This window comes from Pseudomonas sp. FP2309 (genome assembly GCF_030687575.1).
GTDB lineage: Bacteria > Pseudomonadota > Gammaproteobacteria > Pseudomonadales > Pseudomonadaceae > Aquipseudomonas.
The window spans coordinates 2,629,802-2,649,799 of sequence record NZ_CP117439.1 but is presented as its reverse complement, the minus strand read 5'-3'; the positions used below and the strand labels follow the sequence as shown (position 1 = coordinate 2,649,799).

10 protein-coding genes and 1 pseudogene are annotated in these 19,998 nt (G+C 61.5%); 4 read left to right on the top strand and 7 right to left on the bottom strand.

Annotated features, from left to right (window positions below; all coding sequences use genetic code 11):
- Nucleotides 1–34 precede the first annotated feature (34 nt).
- The 3 genes from PSH59_RS12075 (at nucleotide 35) to mapR (ending at nucleotide 3,375) form a co-directional block, all read left to right on the top strand.
- On the top strand, nucleotides 35–274 hold the full coding sequence (locus PSH59_RS12075; protein ID WP_305395163.1) for a DUF3203 family protein: 240 nt from the start codon (nucleotides 35–37) through the stop codon (nucleotides 272–274).
- Between the two features lie 184 nt (nucleotides 275–458).
- Nucleotides 459–1,868: a cytochrome c oxidase accessory protein CcoG gene (ccoG, locus tag PSH59_RS12070; protein WP_305395162.1), complete on the top strand. Its 1,410-nt coding sequence runs from the start codon at nucleotides 459–461 to the stop codon at nucleotides 1,866–1,868.
- Between the two features lie 97 nt (nucleotides 1,869–1,965).
- Nucleotides 1,966–3,375, top strand: a complete 1,410-nt coding sequence (mapR, locus tag PSH59_RS12065) for a GntR family transcriptional regulator MpaR (RefSeq protein ID WP_305395161.1) — start codon at nucleotides 1,966–1,968, stop codon at nucleotides 3,373–3,375.
- A gap of 2 nt (nucleotides 3,376–3,377) precedes the next feature.
- On the opposite strand, the gene PSH59_RS12060 is transcribed toward mapR, so the two are convergent.
- The 7 genes and pseudogenes from PSH59_RS12060 to tpx form a co-directional block, all read right to left on the bottom strand.
- Nucleotides 3,378–4,124 (bottom strand): SDR family oxidoreductase, encoded by a 747-nt coding sequence (locus PSH59_RS12060; RefSeq protein ID WP_248083973.1) that lies wholly within the window; start codon nucleotides 4,122–4,124, stop codon nucleotides 3,378–3,380.
- A gap of 54 nt (nucleotides 4,125–4,178) precedes the next feature.
- Nucleotides 4,179–4,475: pseudogene (locus tag PSH59_RS12055) on the bottom strand (EAL domain-containing protein); the annotation flags it as partial.
- Nucleotides 4,476–4,522: 47 nt separating this feature from the next.
- Entirely contained in the window at nucleotides 4,523–5,992 is a 1,470-nt protein-coding gene (locus tag PSH59_RS12050; RefSeq protein WP_305395160.1) for an efflux transporter outer membrane subunit, read from the bottom strand.
- Nucleotides 5,989–9,096, bottom strand: a complete 3,108-nt coding sequence (locus tag PSH59_RS12045; RefSeq protein ID WP_248083974.1) for an efflux RND transporter permease subunit — start codon at nucleotides 9,094–9,096, stop codon at nucleotides 5,989–5,991. Before PSH59_RS12045 ends, PSH59_RS12050 begins: the two co-directional genes overlap by 4 nt.
- On the bottom strand, nucleotides 9,093–12,194 hold the full coding sequence (locus tag PSH59_RS12040) for an MdtB/MuxB family multidrug efflux RND transporter permease subunit (protein ID WP_305395159.1): 3,102 nt from the start codon (nucleotides 12,192–12,194) through the stop codon (nucleotides 9,093–9,095). The genes PSH59_RS12045 and PSH59_RS12040 overlap by 4 nt, the downstream gene beginning before the upstream one ends.
- The gene (locus PSH59_RS12035; protein ID WP_305395158.1) at nucleotides 12,191–13,489 is read right to left on the bottom strand and encodes an MdtA/MuxA family multidrug efflux RND transporter periplasmic adaptor subunit; all 1,299 of its coding nucleotides are present in this window, start codon (nucleotides 13,487–13,489) and stop codon (nucleotides 12,191–12,193) included. The genes PSH59_RS12040 and PSH59_RS12035 overlap by 4 nt, the downstream gene beginning before the upstream one ends.
- A 231-nt stretch (nucleotides 13,490–13,720) precedes the next feature.
- Entirely contained in the window at nucleotides 13,721–14,221 is a 501-nt protein-coding gene (gene tpx, locus PSH59_RS12030) for a thiol peroxidase (RefSeq protein ID WP_248083977.1), read from the bottom strand.
- Between the two features lie 221 nt (nucleotides 14,222–14,442).
- Between tpx and PSH59_RS12025 the strand changes: the two genes are divergently transcribed.
- Nucleotides 14,443–19,971, top strand: a complete 5,529-nt coding sequence (locus PSH59_RS12025; RefSeq protein WP_305395157.1) for a dermonecrotic toxin domain-containing protein — start codon at nucleotides 14,443–14,445, stop codon at nucleotides 19,969–19,971.
- The last annotated feature ends 27 nt before the right edge of the window (nucleotides 19,972–19,998 follow it).

Below are 19,998 nucleotides of genomic sequence, written 5' to 3'. Positions count from 1 at the left end.
CTAAACTTGGTCAGCCCATGAAAAGGAGATCGTCATGCCCGTGCGTATCGAACACCAGACGTGCTATTTCAAGCTCAACGAAGACGGCCAGGAATACAGCCAGCCGGCGCAGGCCGTGACGGTGAGTACAGACATCGACAAAGCCATGTCCTACGTCGAACTGAACGCCCAGCGCGTTTACATCACCGAGCAGGAAGCCGATGCCCTGACGGTGGCCGGCGCCACCGATGGGCGCCGGCACAAGAAAGCCACCGAGCCTGGTTCGGCGATTTGATTGATCTGTAGCAACCTGCCCTGGATCAGGCTGTACCTCAGGTGCCGCGGGGTGCAGCACATTGTCGCAGGTGGACGACGGGTGTTCATCTGATCCGCTTTTAATCGCCATACCTGAGTCTGTTATGCAAACAGACCGCGTCGCATAGTTCATTGGCCTGATGGAGGCTGATGAGCGAACGACCATGAGCGAACGAATCCCCACCGTGGAAACCTTTGAGCCGATTCACCCAAAGAAGGTGAAGGTCACATCCAGCGACAACCTGATCCATACCCGCAGCTTCACCGGCCTGTATCGCACCTTGCGCGTGGCCGGTGCAGGCCTTCTGTTCCTGGCGTTTTTCGGCACCGTGTGGCTGAACTGGGGCGGTCGCCAGGCCGTGCTGTGGGACTTGGCCGAGAGTAAATTCCACATCTTCGGCGCCACCTTCTGGCCTCAGGATTTCATCCTGCTCTCGGCGTTGCTGATCATCTGCGCCTTTGGCCTGTTTGCGATCACCGTGTTTGCCGGCCGCGTGTGGTGCGGCTACACCTGCCCGCAAAGCTCGTTCACCTGGCTGTTCATGTGGTGTGAAAAGGTCACCGAGGGCGAGCGCAACCAGCGCATCAAGCTGCACGCCGCGCCCTGGAGCCTGAACAAGCTCGCACGGCGTTCGGCCAAACACACGTTATGGCTGGCGATCAGTGTGCTGACCGGGCTGACTTTCGTCGGTTACTTCACGCCGATCCGCCCGCTGGCCGCCGAACTGCTGACCTGGCAACTGGGCGGCGTCAGCCTGTTCTGGGTGCTGTTTTTTACCGCCGCCACCTATATCAATGCGGGCTGGCTGCGCGAAGCCGTGTGCATGCACATGTGCCCCTATGCCCGCTTCCAGAGCGTGATGTTCGATAAAGACACCCTGACCATTTCCTACGACAGCGCCCGTGGCGAACAGCGTGGCCCGCGCAAACGCGAGGTCAAACCGGCCGACGTCGGCCTGGGTGACTGCATCGACTGCCAACTGTGCGTCCAGGTATGCCCCACCGGCATTGATATCCGCGACGGCCTGCAGATGGAATGCATCGGCTGCGCCGCCTGCATCGACGCGTGCGATTCGATCATGGACAAAATGGGCTACCCGCGCGGCCTCGTGAGCTACACCAGCGAGCATCAACTGCAAGGCGGCAAAACCCGGCTGCTGCGACCACGCCTGATCGGCTACAGTGCCGTGCTGCTGGTGATGATTGCCGCACTGGTGGTGGCGCTGGTGCAGCGGCCCATGGTGTCGCTGGATGTGACCAAAGACCGTGGCCTGTTCCGCGAGAACGCCCAAGGCTTGATCGAAAACATCTACAGCCTCAAGGTCATCAACAAAACCCAGCAACGCCAGAATTACCGGGTGCAACTGGAAGATGCCGAGGGCTTCGAGCTGCAGGGCAAGACCGCGCTCAGCCTGGCGCCGGGGGAAATCGTTGATGTACCGGTGTCGGTGGCGTTGCTCGCGCAAGCCCCGACGCGCAGCTCGCAGACCCTGCGTTTCAAAGTCACCGATGTGGATGAACCCTGGGTCTACAGCGCCGCCGACAGCCGCTTCGTGGCACCGTTGAACCGCTGAGTCCGGCGTGTATAGAGGGACATCAAGCGGTGGGAATGGGCGCTCCCGCTCCCACCGTTTGTTCCATGTAAAGACCCGAAAATCGTTCAAGGCCCCCATGAAACGCTACGAAAAATTTGCCGAAGATATAGCAGAACTGATCCGCTCCGGCGTACTGGGGCCCGGCCAGCGCGTGCCGTCGGTGCGTTATGCCAGCCAGACCTACGGGGTCAGCCCGTCCACCGTGTTCCAGGCCTATTACCTGCTGGAACGCCGCGGCCTGATTCGCGCCCGGCCGCGCTCCGGCTACTTCGTCAACACCCATGCGCCCAGCCCGTTTTCCGAGCCGGTGGTGAGCGAGCAGGTGCACGAGTCCACCGAGGTGGATGTCAGCGAACTGGTGTTCTCGGTGCTTGATTCGATCAAGGACCCCAACACCGTGCCCTTCGGTTCGGCGTTCCCCAGCCCCATGCTGTTCCCGCTGCCCCGCCTGGCCCGCTCCCTGGCCAGCGCAAGCCGGGAGATGGACCCGCGTCTGGTGGTCACCGACATGTCGCCGGGCAACCCGCAACTGCGTCGGCAGATTGCCCTGCGCTACATGGTCGGCGGCCTGATGCTGCCCATGGAAGAACTGCTGATCACCAACGGCGCCCTGGAAGCACTGAACCTGTGCCTGCAAGCCGTCACCGAGCCCGGCGACCTGGTGGCCATCGAAGCTCCGGCGTTCTACGCCTGCCTGCAGGTACTGGAACGCCTCAAGCTCAAAGCGGTGGAAATTCCCGTGCATCCGCGCGACGGCATTGATCTGGGCGCCCTGGCCCAAACCATGGAACGCTACCCGATAAAGGCCTGTTGGACCATGACCAGCTTCCAGAACCCCATGGGCGCGACCGTCCCGGAGGCCAAGAAACAGGCGCTGGTGGAGTTGTTGCGCAGCCATCAGGTGCCGCTGATTGAAGACGATGTGTACGCCGAGCTGTATTACGGACAACACGCGCCCAAACCGGCCAAGGCCTTCGACACCGAGGGCCTGGTGATGCATTGCGGCTCGTTTGCCAAAAGCCTCGCGCCGGGCTATCGCGTGGGTTGGGTGGCGGCCGGGCGCTATGCGCAGAAGGTTGAACGCTTGAAGTTGATGACCTCGCTGTGTCCTTCGATGCCGGCGCAGGCAGCCATTGCCGACTATCTGCAACATGGCGGCTATGACCGGCACTTGCGCAAATTACGCTACGCCCTGGAAGAACAGCAAAGCGCCATGCTCGCCGCCATTGCGCGTTACTTCCCGGCACAGACCCGCGTCAGCCAGCCGGCCGGGGGCTACTTTCTCTGGTTGGAGCTGCCGGAGCAGACCGACTCGTTGAAGCTGTTCCAAATGGCGCTGGCGCAAGGGATCAGCATCGCGCCGGGCCCGATCTTCTCGGCGACCCAGCGCTTTCGTAACTGCATTCGCTTGAACTACGGCAGCCCGTGGACCGACGCGTCGGAAAAGGCCATGGAAACACTGGGGCGGATTGTGCGCTCGTTCTAGATTCAGCGGCCGCCGCCCAGGTCCAGAAACGTACCGGTGGCGTACGAGGCTTTATCCGACAACAGCCAGATAATCGCTTCCGCCACTTCATCCGGGCGCCCGCCGCGGGCCATGGGGATGCCGGACTCCAGTTTGCTGACCCGGTCCGGGTCGCCGCTCAGGGCATGGAAGTCGGTGAAGATGTAGCCGGGGCGTACCGCGTTGACGCGGATGCCCTCGCCGGCGACTTCTTTCGACAAGCCGATGGTGAAGGTGTCGAGTGCGCCCTTGGAGGCCGCGTAGTCAACGTATTCACCCGGCGACCCCAGACGCGCGGCCACCGACGACACGTTGACGATGCTGCCGCCCTGCCCGCCATGCTTGGGCGACATGCGCAACACGGCATGCTTGGCGCACAGGATCGGCCCGAGCACGTTGGTTTTCATGATTTTAAGGATGCGGAACTCGGACATTTCATCGACCCGCGACTTGTGACCCACGGTGCCGGCATTATTGACCAGTGCCGTGACACGGCCCAATTCGGCGTCGACCCGGTGGAACAACCCGATCACTTCATCTTCGATGCTCACGTCGGCCCGCACTGCAATCGCCTGTGCACCCAGCGCGCGCACCTGTTCCAGCACACGGTGGGCGGCGTCTGCGTCAGATTGGTAATTGATGCAGAGGCGATAACCCTGGCGCGCCGCCAGCAAGGCGGTCTCGGCGCCAATCCCACGACTGCCCCCGGTGATAATGAGCACTTTGTCCATGCGTGTGATCTCCTGTCTCAACCTGATGGATGGGGTCGGTCCCAAGAATACCCGTCACTCACCGCCTTTGTCAGGCGCCTGCGCCGCTTCGACACGGCGGATATCGGCCATGAATGCCTCCGCCGGCAACGAGTGCCCAAGCAGGTAACCTTGCAGGGAGTTACAGCCCAGACGCGTGAGGAAGCGCTGCTGCGCATCGGTTTCAACACCTTCGGCGACAGTCCTCAGGCCCAGGGCCTGGCCAAGGGCGACAATGGCCGAAACGAGGGCGGCTTCGTGCTCCAGATCACGCACGAAGCCTCGATCAATCTTCAACTCGTTGGCTGGCAGGCGCTTGAGGCACATCAGGCTGAAATCAAGTCTTCGATGTCAACAGGGCGAATCAAAAGACAATAAAATCAATCACTTATACTGATCTTTGTGTCACCATCCCAACCACCGCCCAAGGCTGCGATAAGTTGTACACTCGCCACCAGGCGGCTTTGCAGCAACGTCAGCACGCTGCGTTCATTACTTAGTGCAGTGGCCTGCACGGTCACCACATCCAGGTAGGCGATCAGCCCGGCTTTGTACTGGTTCTGGGTCAACCGCAGGGACTCGCGCGCGGCTTCGAGCGCTTCATTGCTGACCACCGCCTCGTCTTCCAGCACCTTGAGCTGCACCATGTAGTTCTCCACCTCACGGAAACCATCCAGCACGGTCTGGCGGTACTTGGCCACGGTTTCGTCATAGCTGGCCACGGTGCGGTCGACTTCCGCCGAACGCTGACCGCCGTCGAACAGGGTCATCGCCAGTTTCGGCCCCACCGACCAGAAGCGGTTCGGCAGGCTGATCCAGTCGGCATAGGTGCTGCTGGAATAACCACCGGCCAGGCTCAAGCTCAGGTCGGGGTAGTACGCGGCCTTTGCCACGCCGATATTGGCGTTGGCGGCGATCACCGAGCGCTCGGCCGAAGCGATGTCCGGGCGGCGCTCGAGCAGTTGCGACGGCAGGCTCACCGGGATCTGCGGCAGCGCTGGAATATCCTTGCTCACCGCCAGGTTGAAGTTGGCCGGCGCCTCGCCGATCAGCACGGCAATCGCGTTTTCCAGCTGGGCACGCTGCCAGATCAGGTCGATCAGACTGGCCTGGGTGGTTTTGAGCTGGGTTTGCGCCTGAGCCACCGCGTCCTTGCCGGAGACACCGGCGCGGTATTGGTTTTCGGTCATTTGCAGGGAGCGCTGGTAGGTGTCCAGGGTCGCTTGCAGCAGGCGGGTCTGCTCATCCATCACACGCAGTTGCAGGTAGCTCTGCACCAGCTCCGACTGCTGGCTCAGGCGCATCGCCGCCAGGTCCGCCGAACTGGCTTCGGCGCTGGCCTCGTTGGCTTCAAGGCCACGGCGCAGCTTGCCCCAGATGTCGGCTTCCCAGCTCACACCCAACTGCGCGTTGAGGGTGTCACGGATGCCACTGCTGGAACTGCTGAGGCTCGCACTGCTGCTGCCGGTGCCCTGGCTGGCGCGGGTTTTACCGGCGCTCAGGTCGACGGTGGGGTAAAACGCCCCGCGCGAACTGCGCACCAGCGCCTGGGCCTGGCGAAAGCGCGCTTCGGCCTGGGCCACGGTCTGGTTGGCGTTATTGAGGCGCACCACCAGCTCGTTAAGCTGACGGTCGCCATACAGCTCCCACCAGGCGCCACGGGCCAGGGAATCGCTCGGCGTGGCCTGGCGCCAGCCCTGGGCTTGCTTGAACTGGGCCGGCTCAATCACCTCCGGGCGCGTGTAGTCGGGCCCCACCGCGCAGGCGCTGAGCAATACGCCGCAAAGCAGCAGGCTCGCCATGCGAGAACCACGATACAGGGCCAATCGAGCCAGGGTTGAGTCGGTCATAGCGCAGTGTCCAGGGCAGCATCGGTACGCACGCCGCGCCAGGCATTGAAGCGATGGCGTGCGCGGTCGAGGTAGAGGTAAACCACCGGGGTGGTGTAAAGGGTCAGGACCTGGCTGAACACCAGGCCACCAATGATGGTCAGGCCCAGTGGGCGACGCATTTCTGCGCCGTCGCCCGTGCCGAGCAGCAAGGGCAAGGCGCCGAGGATCGCCGCCAAAGTGGTCATCAGAATCGGCCGCAAGCGCAACAGGCAGGCGCTGCGAATCGATTCCAGGGGGCCCATGCCGTCGTTACGCTCCAGTTGCAGGGCCAGGTCGATCATCAGGATCGCGTTCTTCTTCACCACGCCGATCAACAGGAACAGCCCGAGCAAGGAGATCAGACTGAACTCCCCCCCTGTCAGGTAGATGGCCAGCATGGCGCCGACTCCGGCCGACGGCAGGGTAGAGAGGATGGTCAGCGGGTGAATGTAACTTTCATACAGAATGCCCAGCACCAGGTACACGGCGACCAGCGCGCCGAGAATCATAAACGGCTGGCCTTTCTGCGTGGCGGCAAACGCATCGGCGGTGCCGGCCATCTTGGCGATCACGTCTTCCGGCAACCCGACCTTGGCAATCGCCCGCTCGATGGCGGCGGTGCCCTGCTCCACCGTGACCCCTGGCGCCATGTCGAAGGCGATGTTTTCCGAGGCGAACTGGCCTTCGTGACTGACGCGGTCGTCGGCCAGACTGTTTTCATAATGGGCAATGGTCGACAGCGGCACCCGCGCGCCGTCGGCGGTAATCACCTGCATCTGATTGAGGGTGATCGGGTCCTGGGCGTATTTGGGATTGACCTCCATGACCACCTGATACTGGTTGAGGCTGTCATAGATCGTGGATATCTGCCGCTGGCTGTAGGCGTTATTGAGCACCGCCGTGACCATGTCCATGTCGATGCCCAGGCGTTTGGCCTGATCACGATCGACAATCAAGGTCACCTGCGCCGCGCCACGGCCTTCACGGGCGTCGATGGCGGTCAGTTCCGGCAGCGCACGCAGCGCCGCCACGACTTTCGGGTACCACAGGCGCAGCGCGGCCAGGTCGCCGCTTTGCAGAATGTAGGAATACTGCGCACTGGTCTGGTCGCGGCTGCCGCCAAATTGCAGGTCCTGGTCGGCCATCAGGAACAGGCGCCCGCCCGGCACCAGCGGCACGTCCTTGCGCAGGCGCTCGATCACCGCCTGGGCAGAGATCTTGCGCTCGCTGATGGGCTTGAGGCGCACCAGCATCACCGCGTTGTTGGTGCCGTTGTTGCCACCGATAAAGCCGGCCACGCTGAGCACTGCGGGGTCTTTGAGCACCGCCTTGCGAAAGGTTTCCATCTTGGGCTGCATCACGCTGAACGACAGGCCGTCATCGCCGCGCACAAAGCCGATCAACTGGCCGGTGTCCTGCTGGGGCATGAAGGTTTTCGGCACCACCACGTAGAGTGCCACGTTGACGCCGACGGTCAGCAACAGGCTGAGCAGCGTCAGGCGGCGGTGGCGCAAGACCCAATCCAGGCTGCTGGCATAAACCGCGACCATGCGGTCGTTGACCTTCTGGCTCCAGCGCTGCAACCCGGTCAGCTGGCCTTTGACATGGGGCTTGAGCCAGCGGGCGCAGAGCATCGGGGTCAAGGTCAGCGAGACGATCAGGGACACAATGATCGCCGCCGACAAGGTGATGGAAAACTCGCGAAAAAGGCTGGTGACGATGCCCCCCATGAACAGGATTGACAGGAACACCGCCACCAGCGAGACGTTCATCGACAGCAGGGTAAAGCCGACTTCCTCGGCGCCCAGGTAAGCGGCTTTCATCGGCGGCACGCCGTCGTCGATATGCCGCGAAATATTTTCCAGCACCACGATCGCATCATCGACCACCAGGCCGGTGGCCAGGATCAACGCCATCAACGAAAAGTTGTTCAGCGAGAACCCGTACAGGTACATCACCGCAAAGGTGCCCACCAGCGAAACGGGCACCGCCAGAGTGGGGATCAGCGAGGCGCGGAAATTGCCGAGGAACAGGTAGACCACCAGGATCACCAGCCCCACCGCGATCAGCAGGGTCATCTCAGCTTCGTGCAAGGTGGCGGTGATCACCGGCGAACGGTCCATGGCCAGGCTCAGCTTGACGCTGGACGGCAACACCGCCTGCAGCGCCGGCAACTGCGCCTTGATCTGCCGGACGGTCTCGATGATGTTGGCGCCGGACTGGCGGTTGATCACCAGCAGCACCGCCTCCTCGTTGTTGAAGAAACCACTGTTGTAGCGGTCCTCGACGCCATCGGTAATCTTCGCCACATCCGACAGGCGCAAGGCCGCGCCATTCTGGTAGCGAATCAGCAGCGGCTCGTAGTCCTTGGCTTTTTCCAGCTGGTCATTGGCCTGGATCTGCCAGTTGCGCTCGCTGTCTTCCAGCGAACCCTTGGGCCGGCGCTGGTTGGCATTGGCGATGGTGTTGCGTACATCGTCCAGGGCCACGCCGTACTGGTCGAGGGCCTTGGGCTCGAGTTCGATGCGCACCGCCGGCAGGGAGCTGCCGCCGATCTGCACTTCGCCCACGCCCGGCACCTGGGACAGGCTTTGGGACAGGATCGTGGAGGCCAGGTCGTAGAGTTGGCCTTTTTGCAACACGTCCGAAGTCAGCGACAGCACCATGATCGGCGCCTGGGACGGGTTGATCTTCTTGTAGGTAGGCATGCTGCGCATGCCGCTGGGCAACAGGTTGCGCGAGGCGTTGATGGCCGCTTGCACCTCCCGTGCCGCGCCGTTGATGTCACGGTCGGAGTCGAACGCCAGGATCACCCGCGTGGAGCCCTGGCTCGACGAACTGCTCATGGTGGTGATGCCGGCAATCGAGCCGAACGAGCGCTCCAGCGGCGTCGCCACGGTGGAGGCCATCACCTCGGGGCTCGCCCCCGGCAGGCTGGCCGAGACCACGATCACCGGGAAGTCGATCTGCGGCAACGGCGACACCGGCAACAGATTGAAGCTGACCCCGCCCAGCAACATGATCGCCAGGCTCAGCAGCAAGGTGGCGACCGGCCGGCGAATGAAAGGTCCGGACAGGTTCATGACTCAACCGGCTCCAGGCGTTGCGGTTCCTTGCGCCAGCGACGGCCCAGGCGATCGAAGTACAGGTAGATCACCGGGGTGGTGAACAGGGTCAACACCTGGCTCACCAGCAAACCGCCGACCATCACCAGGCCCAGGGGCTGACGCAGTTCCGCGCCGGAACCAGTCGCGAGCATCAACGGCACCGCACCGAACAACGCGGCCAGGGTGGTCATCAGAATCGGCCGGAAGCGCAACAGCGCCGCTTGATAGATCGCCGTCTGCGGGTCGAGGCCTTGGTTACGTTCGGCTTCGAGGGCGAAGTCGATCATCATGATCGCGTTCTTTTTGACGATGCCGATCAGCAGGATGATTCCGATAATCGCGATCATGCCCAGGTCATTACCACTGAGCAGCAGCGCCAGCAAGGCCCCCACCGCCGCCGACGGCAGGGTAGACAGAATGGTGATCGGGTGGATGTAGCTCTCGTAGAGCACGCCGAGCACGATGTACATGGTGACCACCGCCGCCAGGATCAGCAGCAAGGTACTCGACAGCGAGGCTTCGAACGCCTGCGCCGCGCCCTGGAACTGGGTCTGCACGCCCACCGGCATGCCGATGTCTTTCTGTGCCTGGTTGATCAGCTCCACGCCTTTGCCCAGCGCGACGCCGGGGGCAAGGTTGAATGACATCATCACCGCCGGAAACTGGCCGATATGCGCCACGGCCAACTGCGCCTGGCGTTGCTCCACCCGCGCCAGGCTGGACAAGCGTACCTGGCCGCCATCGGTAGTTTTTACGTGAATCTGGTTCAGCGCTTGCGGCCCCAGGGTTTCACCGGATTGGGCCTGCAGGACCACGCGGTATTGGCTGGCCTGGGTGTAGATCGTCGAGATCTGCCGCTGGCCGAAGGCGTCATACAGCGCATCGGTAATGGTCGCCACGCTAACGCCCAGACGCGAGGCGGCATCGCGGTCGATCACCAGGTATACCTGCAGGCCTTTGTCCTGCAGGTCGCTGGCGACGTCGGTGAGTTCCGGCATCTGGCTGAGGGTTTGCACCAGCTTGTCGCTCCACAGCGCCAGCAGCTCGGCGTCCGGCGAGGACATGCTGAACTGGTACTGGGTGCGACTCACGCGGTCCTCGATGGTCAGGTCCTGCACCGGCTGCATGAACAGGCGGATGCCCACCAGCTTGTCGATCTGCGGTTGCAGGCGGGTGATCACCTGCGCGGCGCTCACGTCGCGCTGACCGTGAGCCTTGAGGTTGATCAACAGGCGGCCGCTGTTGAGCGTGGCGTTGTCGCCGTCCACACCAATGTAGGACGACAGGCTTTGCACCGCCGGGTCGGCGAGGATGATCCTGGCCAGCGCCTGCTGACGCTGGCTCATGGCCGCAAAGGAGATGGACTGTGGCGCCTCGGAAATACCCTGGATCACCCCGGTGTCCTGCACCGGGAAAAAGCCTTTGGGCACCACCAGGTACAGCACCACCGTCAGGCCCAGGGTGGCGATGGCCACCAGCAGGGTCAGCGGCTGATGCTTGAGTACCCATTGCAACTTGCGCCCGTAGGCTTCGATCAACCAGTCGATCCAGGCGCCGCTGGCCTTGTAGAAACGGCCTTGTTCCTCGGCCTTGGGTTCACGCTTGAGCAGACGCGCGCACATCATCGGCGTCAGCGTCAGCGACACCACCAGGGAAATCAGGATCGCCACGGCCAGGGTGATGGCGAATTCGCGGAACAAGCGACCTACGACATCGGCCATGAACAGCAGCGGGATCAGGACCGCGATCAGCGACAGGGTCAGGGAAATCAGGGTAAAGCCGATCTGCTTGGCGCCCTTGAGCGCGGCCGCCATCGGGGTCTCGCCTTCCTCGATATAGCGAGAAATGTTCTCCAGCATCACGATGGCATCGTCCACCACAAACCCGGTGGCGATGGTCAGGGCCATCAGCGTCAGGTTATTGATGGAGAACCCGGCCAGATACATCACGCCAAAGGTACCCACCAGCGACAGCGGCACGGCAATCGAGGGGATGATCGTGGCGCTGACCCTGCGCAGGAACAGGAAGGTCACCATGACCACCAGGGCAATGGCGATCAGCAATTCATGCTGCACGTCCGTTACCGAGGCGCGGATGGTTTGGGTACGGTCGGTGAGGACGGTGACGTCAAGGCCGGCCGGCAGGTTGTCGGTGATGCTCGGCAACAGCGCCTTGATGCGGTCCACCACCTCGATCACGTTGGCACCCGGCTGGCGCTGAATATTGAGCAGCACCGCCTGGTTTTCGTTGGCCCAGGCGGCAAGGCGTTCGTTTTCGGCGCCGTCGACGATTTGCGCCACATCCTTAAGGCGCAACGGCGCGCCGTTGTTGTAGGCCAGGATCAGTTCGGCATATTGCTGGGGCGAGACCAACTGGTCGTTGGCGTCGAGCATCGACACCCGCGTCGGGCCGTCGAAGTTGCCCTTGGGCTGGTTGACGTTGGAAGCGGCGATCAAGGTGCGCACGTCCGACAGGTTCAAGCCGTTGGCCGCCAGGGCTTCGGGATTGACCTTGATGCGCACGGCCTGGCGCTGACCACCGGCGATGCTGACCATGCCGACGCCGCTGATCTGGGCAATCTTCTGCGCCATGCGCGTGTCGACCAAGTCATTGAGCTTGGGAAGCAGCATGGTTTTGGAGGTAATGGCCAGGGTCAGCACCGGGGTATCCGCCGGGTTGACCTTGTTGTACACCGGCGGTGCGGGCAGATCCTTGGGCAGCAGGTTGGTGGCGGCGTTGATCGCGGCCTGCACCTGTTGCTCGGCGACATCCATATTGATGTCGAGGTTGAAGCGCAGAGTCAGCACCGAGGCGCCACCGGAACTGGTGGACGCCATCTGGGTCAGCCCCGGCATCTGCCCGAACTGACGCTCAAGGGGCGCGGTGACCGCGCTGGTCATGACATCGGGGCTGGCGCCGGGGTACAGCGTCATCACGCGGATGGTCGGGTAATCCACCTGGGGCAAGGCGGAGACCGGCAACAAGCGGTAAGCAATGATGCCGGCCAGGACGATGGCCAGCATGCTCAGGGTGGTGGCGACCGGGCGAAGGATAAACAGCCGCGACAGGTTCATGAACCGACCTTTTGCGCCTTGCCGGCGGTGGTGCCGGTCTCCCCTTTCGCCGCAGGCTTGCCTTGCAGGTGTTCGGTCGGGGTGGTCGGCACTTCACTCGCGTCGTTGACCACTTCGATTTCGCTGCCGTCCTTGAGCCGGTCGGTACCTTCCAGCACCACACGGTCACCGGCCACCAGGCCTTGCTTGATCACGGTGTTGTCGCCGTCGGTGTCACCCACCACCAGCGGCTGGACCTTGACCTTCTTGTCACCGTCGAGCTTGTAGACGAAGGTGCCGGTGTTGCCGAACTGAATCGCGGCGGACGGTGCCAGCACCACGTTGTGCAGGGTATCGGCCAACAAGTGCACGTTGACGAACTGGTTGGGGAACAGCGCCTGGTCCTTGTTATCGAAACGTGCCTTGAATTTCAGGGTGCCTGTGGTGACGTCGATCTGGTTGTCCAGGCTTTGCAGCACGCCGGTGGCCTGGCGCTTCGCGTCGCCACGGTCCCAGGCTTCCACGGGCAGCTTGTTGCCGGCGTGGTAACGGGCCAGGACGGTTTCCAGGGTGTTTTCCGGCAAGGTGAAGGCCACACTGATCGGCTGCGTCTGGGTGATCACCGCCAGGGCGGTGGTGTCGTTGGCTGCCACCAGGTTGCCAACATCAAGCTGACGCAGGCCGACGCGCCCGGTAATCGGTGCGCGGATCTTGGTGAATTCAAGGTTAAGCCTGGCATCATCCACCGCGCCCTGATTGGTCTTGACCGTGCCCTGGTATTGCAGGACCAGCGCTTCGGCGGTGTCCAGGGTTTGTTTGGCGATACTGTCCTGGGCGTAGAGGCCGCGATAACGCGCCACATCGACCTGGGCGTTTTTCAACTGGGCCTGGTTCTGCATCAAAGTGCCCTGTGCCTGAAGCAAGGCGTTCTGGTAGCTGCGCGGGTCGATTTCCGCCAACAGATCACCGGCCTTCACCATCTGCCCTTCTTCAAAGGCGATCTTCACCAATTCACCGCCCACCCGGCTGCGCACATTGATGGTATTGAGCGCGGTGACCGTGCCCAAGGCCTTGTAGTACACCGGAAATTCCCCCAGCACCGCCGGCGCCACACGCACCGGCACCGGGCCGGTGGAGCCGCCGAAGCCTGGGCGCGCCATGCCGGTTTTACCGGTGTGCCCGGCCGGTGCATCTTTGTGCGCCGCGCCGCTTGGCCAGAACTTCCAGCACAGGCCGGCGATCACCAGCAGCACAAGCAGGCCGAACAGCCAACGACGGGAATTGCGGGGGGAGGATTGCATGGAGTGATCAACCATTGGGCGCGAGAGCTTCTTCTTCGGGAGGCTGAAAGATAAGCACTGGGGCGCATTAAGAAAAGCGCCTTTACCGGCTATTTACCTTGGGCTTACAACTTTTAACGGCAGCGCTTAGTCCGCCGGCTATTTCCCTAAGCGTCTGAAGCACAAATGAAAACGGCCTGGACTAGGCCAGGCCGCAATCATGTACCACCGGTGTTACTGCAACACGACAGTCTTACGCAGAAACAATTACTTCAAAACAGCCAGGGCCGCTTCATAGTTTGGCTCTTGGCCAATTTCAGCAACCAGCTCGCTGTGCAGCACCTTGTCGTTTTCGTCCAGCACCACTACGGCACGGGCGGTCAGGCTGCGCAGGGGGCCGTCAACGATGTCCACGCCGTAGTCTTGGGAGAATGCAGCGCTGCGGAAGTCCGACAGGCTTTTGACGTTGTCCAGGCCTTCGGAACCGCAGAAGCGTGCCTGGGCAAACGGCAGGTCCGAGGAAATGCACAGCACGACGGTGTTATTCAGTTCGTTGGCCTGCGCGTTGAACTTACGGACCGAAGTCGCGCAGGTCGGGGTGTCGACGCTTGGGAAGATGTTCAGCACTTTGCGCTTGCCGGCGAAAGTGGCCAGGGTTACATCCGACAGATCGCCGGCGGTCAGGGTGAAGTCAAGCGCCTGGGTGCCGACTTGCGGCAGTTCGCCTTCAACCTGAACCGGGTTACCACGAAGGGTGACTTGAGCCATGAACGGAATCCTTATGCTGGGTTTGGTTAAACGAATTCGAGAGGCAGAAGTTAAACACAAACTCGGATATGCACCTATAGACAAAACCTCATCTCGCTCGCGGCGCCTGCTAAACAGTTTGTTAAACACCCATCAGGAACGGTTCTGCGTTGCGCTCCACCCAGTGGCGGATTAGCCGACATTGCGAGGACGGCTAGCAACTATTTATCAAAGGAATCTCCATGCCCCCTCTTTTGTCGGCGTTTCAGCCGTCCCCTGCATCAGCGCGGCAAAACAGCCATGCCGCGGGACAACCTGTCGCGAGTGGCATGCCCAGCACGCCCAAAGACGATCAAACCTGCGAGGCGGTGGATACACGGCCACGCGCTCGACGCAGCGCACCGCGCCTGGTCAGCATGGAGACGCCGCTCATCACGCCACTAGCGCAGAAGGCTGCCGAGGCGCGGGTCAGGCAGGGTGACCGGGTGGTGGCGCTGCAATTGGCCGCCACTTTGATGAACCGTTTAATTTCACTTGAGCCGGAAGGTGTCAACACCCGGGCCAGCCGCTTCGTCTCAGACATCCCCCCCGGCTCCACGTTTGGGCTGGCCTGGTCGCGCCTGACCCAGGCCCTCAAAGCGGAGCCTTTTGCAAGCTATGCCAAAACCCATCACATCGACACCTCCGAATGCACCCTGGACCACCGCACCGGAACGCTGCAGTGCAAGGTTGACGGCAAACTCGTGACGTTCGGCAAGGATCTACCGGGCTGGGCACAGGCCAGTGCCGACGTCATGGCAGTGGCCCGCGAACTGGCGCCAACCCTGGGTTTTGTGGTGTATGCAGGCGAGCAGAGCACACGGTACGAGCTGATCCAGGCTTTCTATGGCGCAAACTACGCAAACACCAAGACCGACACCCTGGACTTTATCCGTTTCATTCAGCGCAACCATTCATTTCCCGCCTTGTACAGCGAGACTCAAGAGCGCGTTGAGATCGAACCTGAGTACGCCGCTGTAAAACAGCGCCAGCTGGACGCAATCCAGACCACTGCCTGCCGACTCACAGAAAAACCCGAAACGGCTCCACCCCAACAGGCCGGATCCTGGGCAAGCCGGGTGAATGAGGCTGATCTACAGCTGGCACGATCAGCCGGCTCCTTGTTGTGGGAAGAGGATCTGCCGGTATCGGGCAGGGGGGACTTCAGCCGCGCCAGCATGTTACCGCCCGAAGACTCCACCATGGGCCAACTGCTTAAAGCCCTCGATGATGCCCTGGCCGCGCCGGCGTTCCAGGCCTTCGCGACAAAGCACAATATTGTGCTGGAAAGCATCAACATTGCCCCTCACACCGGCGACCTGATGTGTGAGGTATACGGCGCCAACGGTGAGGTGACGCGCACCGTGTTCACAATGGGCGATGCCTCAGGCTGGTCTGCGGTCGCTGGCGAGATCGTGGCCTTGGCCAACAGTCTCGCCGCAGGCTCGACCACCGCAGTGCGCAACCCGTTAAAGCGCAGCGCAACCTATCCGCGCGATTTCATCCTGAACTTTTACGCGCAGAGTCGGAATTTCAGCGGACTGAAGCAGAAACTGGAATTCTTCTGCGGACTGATTAAAGACGGCTTCAGCGCCGCAAGGCATAACCACCCGACCAGCGATGAACGCTCTCGGGCCTTCCAGGAGAAACGCCGTGCCGTCATCGCACGTCTTGAGAACCCCGCCCCGGCAAACCCGGACGGCGCAAATCAGACGGCGCTCGACCCGGCCAGCGAACTGCTAAGGACGCTGTTTGCCGGTGAACCGCGCTTGCACACGCTGCTCACGCAACGCTTGAACGCCGCCATTAAGTCAGGCTCAGACGGCACCCTGGATGTGGACAGCAACCATGTAACCCTGGCCCAGCCCGACCCTGACAATCCGGGACAATTCATCCACACCCCGCTGGTGCAGATCGCTCTCGCTCGCCTGACTGGCAACGACACCCTTGAGTTGAGCGATCAGGACAAGCTGTTCGACACCCGGCCCGGCCACACATCACCCACTCCCTTGACATCGACCATCCCGCTTGATGTTGCGATGGGGTCCGTCAGGCTGGCATTGCGCGAACTCCCGGCGCTGCTCAATGACTACTACGCCGAAGCCAGGGCCGCGTATTGGGAGCAGCCCGCCTTTGGCGTACCGGCGTCGGGCAACACTGGCCAGACATCGGGTGCAGGCCATGTCTATAACGGCAGCCGCAAAGCGTTGCTCAGCGATCTGTTGCGGGAAAATCTGCTGCAGGCGGGGTTGAATCAACCGGGACTGGATGATCTGCAACGTGAAGCCATCGACACCGTAGTGCGCTATCCCGAGGCCTCCACCCGTCCCGAGGTACAAAACAGAGGCAAACCCGACGTATACGTGGTGAAAACCGGCGCAACTGCAGAGGCCACGCCAAACCTGCTGATTCATCGCCTGGTCGACGGCCGGCCGGAAATCTTTCTGCTGGTGGAACCCGACGGAAAAATCACCCCTTATGACTCCGCAGATGCCCTGGCGGCGGCGAACATCCATTTCGAGCTGCCGCTGACCGACAATATATTTGCGGCTCAGGCGGCCAGTCTCATTAACAGGCGTTCGGGCACGCCCCTCGCGTCAAATACGCCCGCCGCTGCCTCTGCAAGTACGCCCACGCCCGAGGCAACATTGCCAGGGTGGATCGAAACGGCCGGTGACGCCGAACGCTTTGTCCTGCGCGACCTCTCCTTGCAACTGGCCAGTTTTATACGACGCCATCAGGGGCGCCTGTACAACAGTGGCATCCCGACAATACGTTCATTTGCCTTGAGCGAATTCAACGCAACGTTACCGTCGCCACGGCTCTACACGGCGGAGGATCTGGAAGTTGTGTTCAAAACCCCGGTGGGCACGCTGAGCAACGGCTTTATCGAACGCAAAACCATGAGCCTGGCCGATGCACTCCTGCAAAATCTTTCAGGCCTGCCCGATGGGCAGATCGAGGTGTTTTACAAGCCAGGAAATGTGCGGATCACCGCGCTTGAAAAAGAAGGCGCGCTCAAAAAAATCATCCAGGACCTGGACATCGGCAAGCGCTACGGTGAGCTGCTCAAGCGTGAACTGCTCGACGACCCCACGACTAAAGCTCAAAGAATGCAGCGGTTCGCCCAAGGAGTACCGATTGACCTGAAGATCAAGGCCCTTGAGTTGGCAACCAAAGGAGAGCAAGGGGTTGACACCACCGGGTTCAGGTTCATCACGCAAATCCTGAAGGCTGAGCCCGGAACAAAGACCGTCGATGGGCAAGAGATCGTTATCCGCCCGCTGGCATTCGACCGCAAGGCTGATGGCAAGGTAGACGTGGTGGAAAACATGTACCTGATCGAGCCCAAAGACCCCGAAAAGGGGCCCCACGTGCTTTATCGTCCGTTGATTTCCGATGCCCCCTTGATGCAATTTTCTACCCGCGAAGCCTTGCTCGAAGCGATCCAGAAGCCGGGCAAATTGCAGCAAGACGTTTTGGCCTGGCTCCCTGACGACGCCACCCGCAAGATCTACACAGGCGCCGGTTTTACCCATCCGAACCTGGTCATTGCCGGCTTCAATACGGGTCGTTTGTTTACCGGCCCCGCACCTACTAACCCCTTGGCCACCGAAGGATTCGAGGCGGCCCAAACGCTGCAACAGAAGCTTCAGGATGGCCATTTGATGAGCCACCTGTACGAGGCCCATGTTCGCAGCCTGCTGACGCTGGCCGATGAACAGTCAACGTCCAATGAGGAAAGCCGCTGGGCATCCGTCAAAAAAGGCGGCTACCTGCTGCTGAATGCCGTACTACCGGCCCTGCGCGGGCCGGGCGCGGTGATCGGGGCCGCGCTGCAGTTGGATAACATGTTGAATGACATTGAGAAACTGAGCGGCGATGACAAGCGCAAAAAGGAAGCCGCTGCGGCGGATCTGCTGGTCAACTTCGCCAGTGTGCTGGCTCATTTTCAGCCCCGATCGGCCACTTCCTCCCTGCGTACACCATCGATTGGGCAACGGACCGAAAGCCGGCTGTCCTCACCCGACCCTGCGCCTGCGCCTGACGCCGCCCGTTACCGCATTCGGTTGGGCGGTCCGGTCAAAGACGTCACCCCTGTCGATGGCGAAATCCAGACGTTCGTCGACGAGTACAACGGCGCCAAGCGCATCAATATCATTGGCCATGCCGTTGAGCCTGCACCGGGTCAGCCCGCACGCATCTTGGGCGAAAACGAAACGGGCTACTCCGCTGAACAGGTCAATAACGAACTCCTCGCCCGCGGCATCGACATTCGAGACTACCCCAACGTCCGGGCCTTCTTCTGCTACTCGGGCCACGGCGGCGCAAAATCATTTGCCTCGGTGCTGCATTCGATCACCGGGGTGCCCGTCAAAGGGTTCGAAGGGCAGGTCATTACCGAACTCACCGACGGTGAATTCCCTGCGGATGTCTATCAGCGAGCGCTGGCCGCCAACAAGGCCAAATACCCGCAGCTTTGCGCCAGCGATATTGAATGGCTTGCGAAAATCGAGCTTGATAACACCTACGCTGAAAAACCGATTCTTGCCAACGTCTTCAAGCAACAGGGCACGCCGATCGAGGTCAACGTCGGAACGCTCGAACAACCGGTGTACACGACAATAAACGTCGACTACCGGCCCGTCCGCTTCGGCCCTCCCAAACAACAATCGCCTGCTCAGGCGCCCGTGCGCCATACCGTCAAGGAACTGCGCAGCCTGGCCGAATACCAGGGCTTCAAACGGCTTTCCGAGCCCGAAAAAATCGCTGAAAGCATTGCTTTCAGCGTCTCTGACGACGCTCAATTCGAGTATTTCCTCGATGGACCAAAAGGCGGCAAAGACACCCGACTGAACATCGTTGGGCATGGCGATAAGGGCGGCGTCACCTTTAAAAGTGACTTGGCGGGTGCGCACACTCACACCCCTGAGTCGCTCGCCAGACTCATCGCCCCTCTTCTACAGAAAACCGGCGCCACCCGCATTCGGCTGCTGAGCTGCAAGTCTGCGGCAACAGGCTTCGCCCAGGCCCTGTCAGAGCAGTTGAATGTCCCGGTCAAAGCGCCCGTCGGCACTGTTTCACAGTTTCAAGTCGCCCCGGACAGGTACTGGTTTTTGGAAAAACACCCGAACCCACGCCGCCCCCATGACCACGAATGGAAAACCTTCGAGGGCGCGTCCGATGAGACACAGGCGCCCACGTCCAAGGACGACACAAGCGAGGCCGCGCCCCCTACGGCGCCGCAAAAAGTCGATGTTTCAATGGGGTACTCTCACACCGCAGAAGATGGCACGACGGTGTTGACCACGCGCAGCCTGACCGACTGCTCGGCCGTGGCCGTTCTGACCGACTTGAAAGACGGGATTTATCAGAAACGCACCCTGATGCATTTGACCGGCAGCAACCTTGAGCACGGTTTGTTGGACCAGGACGCCCAGCAGCTCGTGCAGGCATTGAATCGCTCGTTGGACAAGGGTGGGAAAGTGATCTTTGTCGGCGGTGTGAGTTCTGACTCCGCCGTTGGCATGGGGGTTATTGTCGGCCAGGAATATGAAGGCCGAAAGCCGCTGCTGGAGCTGCTGAAAAAGCCGGGCGTGCAGACGACAATCGCCAGCTCCGTCGGGGTCACGATCAATCCTGACGGGACATTCAACTTGGTTGAGGGCACCGGCAAAGGGGTGTTCAACCCCAACATGGTCAGGGATGTGATGGACTTTGCCGTCGATTGACCTCAAGGGCTGACCAGACGCCTGCCG

Excerpts from the sequence above, each read along its gene's own strand:
- PSH59_RS12075 (WP_305395163.1), top strand. The coding sequence starts at position 35 with ATGCCCGTGCGTATCGAACACCAGACGTGCTATTTCAAGCTCAACGAA.
- PSH59_RS12035 (WP_305395158.1), bottom strand. The coding sequence starts at position 13,489 with ATGGTTGATCACTCCATGCAATCCTCCCCCCGCAATTCCCGTCGTTGG.
- PSH59_RS12025 (WP_305395157.1), top strand. The coding sequence starts at position 14,443 with ATGCCCCCTCTTTTGTCGGCGTTTCAGCCGTCCCCTGCATCAGCGCGG.
- PSH59_RS12045 (WP_248083974.1), bottom strand. The coding sequence starts at position 9,096 with ATGAACCTGTCCGGACCTTTCATTCGCCGGCCGGTCGCCACCTTGCTG.
- tpx (WP_248083977.1), bottom strand. The coding sequence starts at position 14,221 with ATGGCTCAAGTCACCCTTCGTGGTAACCCGGTTCAGGTTGAAGGCGAA.
- PSH59_RS12050 (WP_305395160.1), bottom strand. The coding sequence starts at position 5,992 with ATGACCGACTCAACCCTGGCTCGATTGGCCCTGTATCGTGGTTCTCGC.
- mapR (WP_305395161.1), top strand. The coding sequence starts at position 1,966 with ATGAAACGCTACGAAAAATTTGCCGAAGATATAGCAGAACTGATCCGC.
- PSH59_RS12040 (WP_305395159.1), bottom strand. The coding sequence starts at position 12,194 with ATGAACCTGTCGCGGCTGTTTATCCTTCGCCCGGTCGCCACCACCCTG.
- PSH59_RS12060 (WP_248083973.1), bottom strand. The coding sequence starts at position 4,124 with ATGGACAAAGTGCTCATTATCACCGGGGGCAGTCGTGGGATTGGCGCC.
- ccoG (WP_305395162.1), top strand. The coding sequence starts at position 459 with ATGAGCGAACGAATCCCCACCGTGGAAACCTTTGAGCCGATTCACCCA.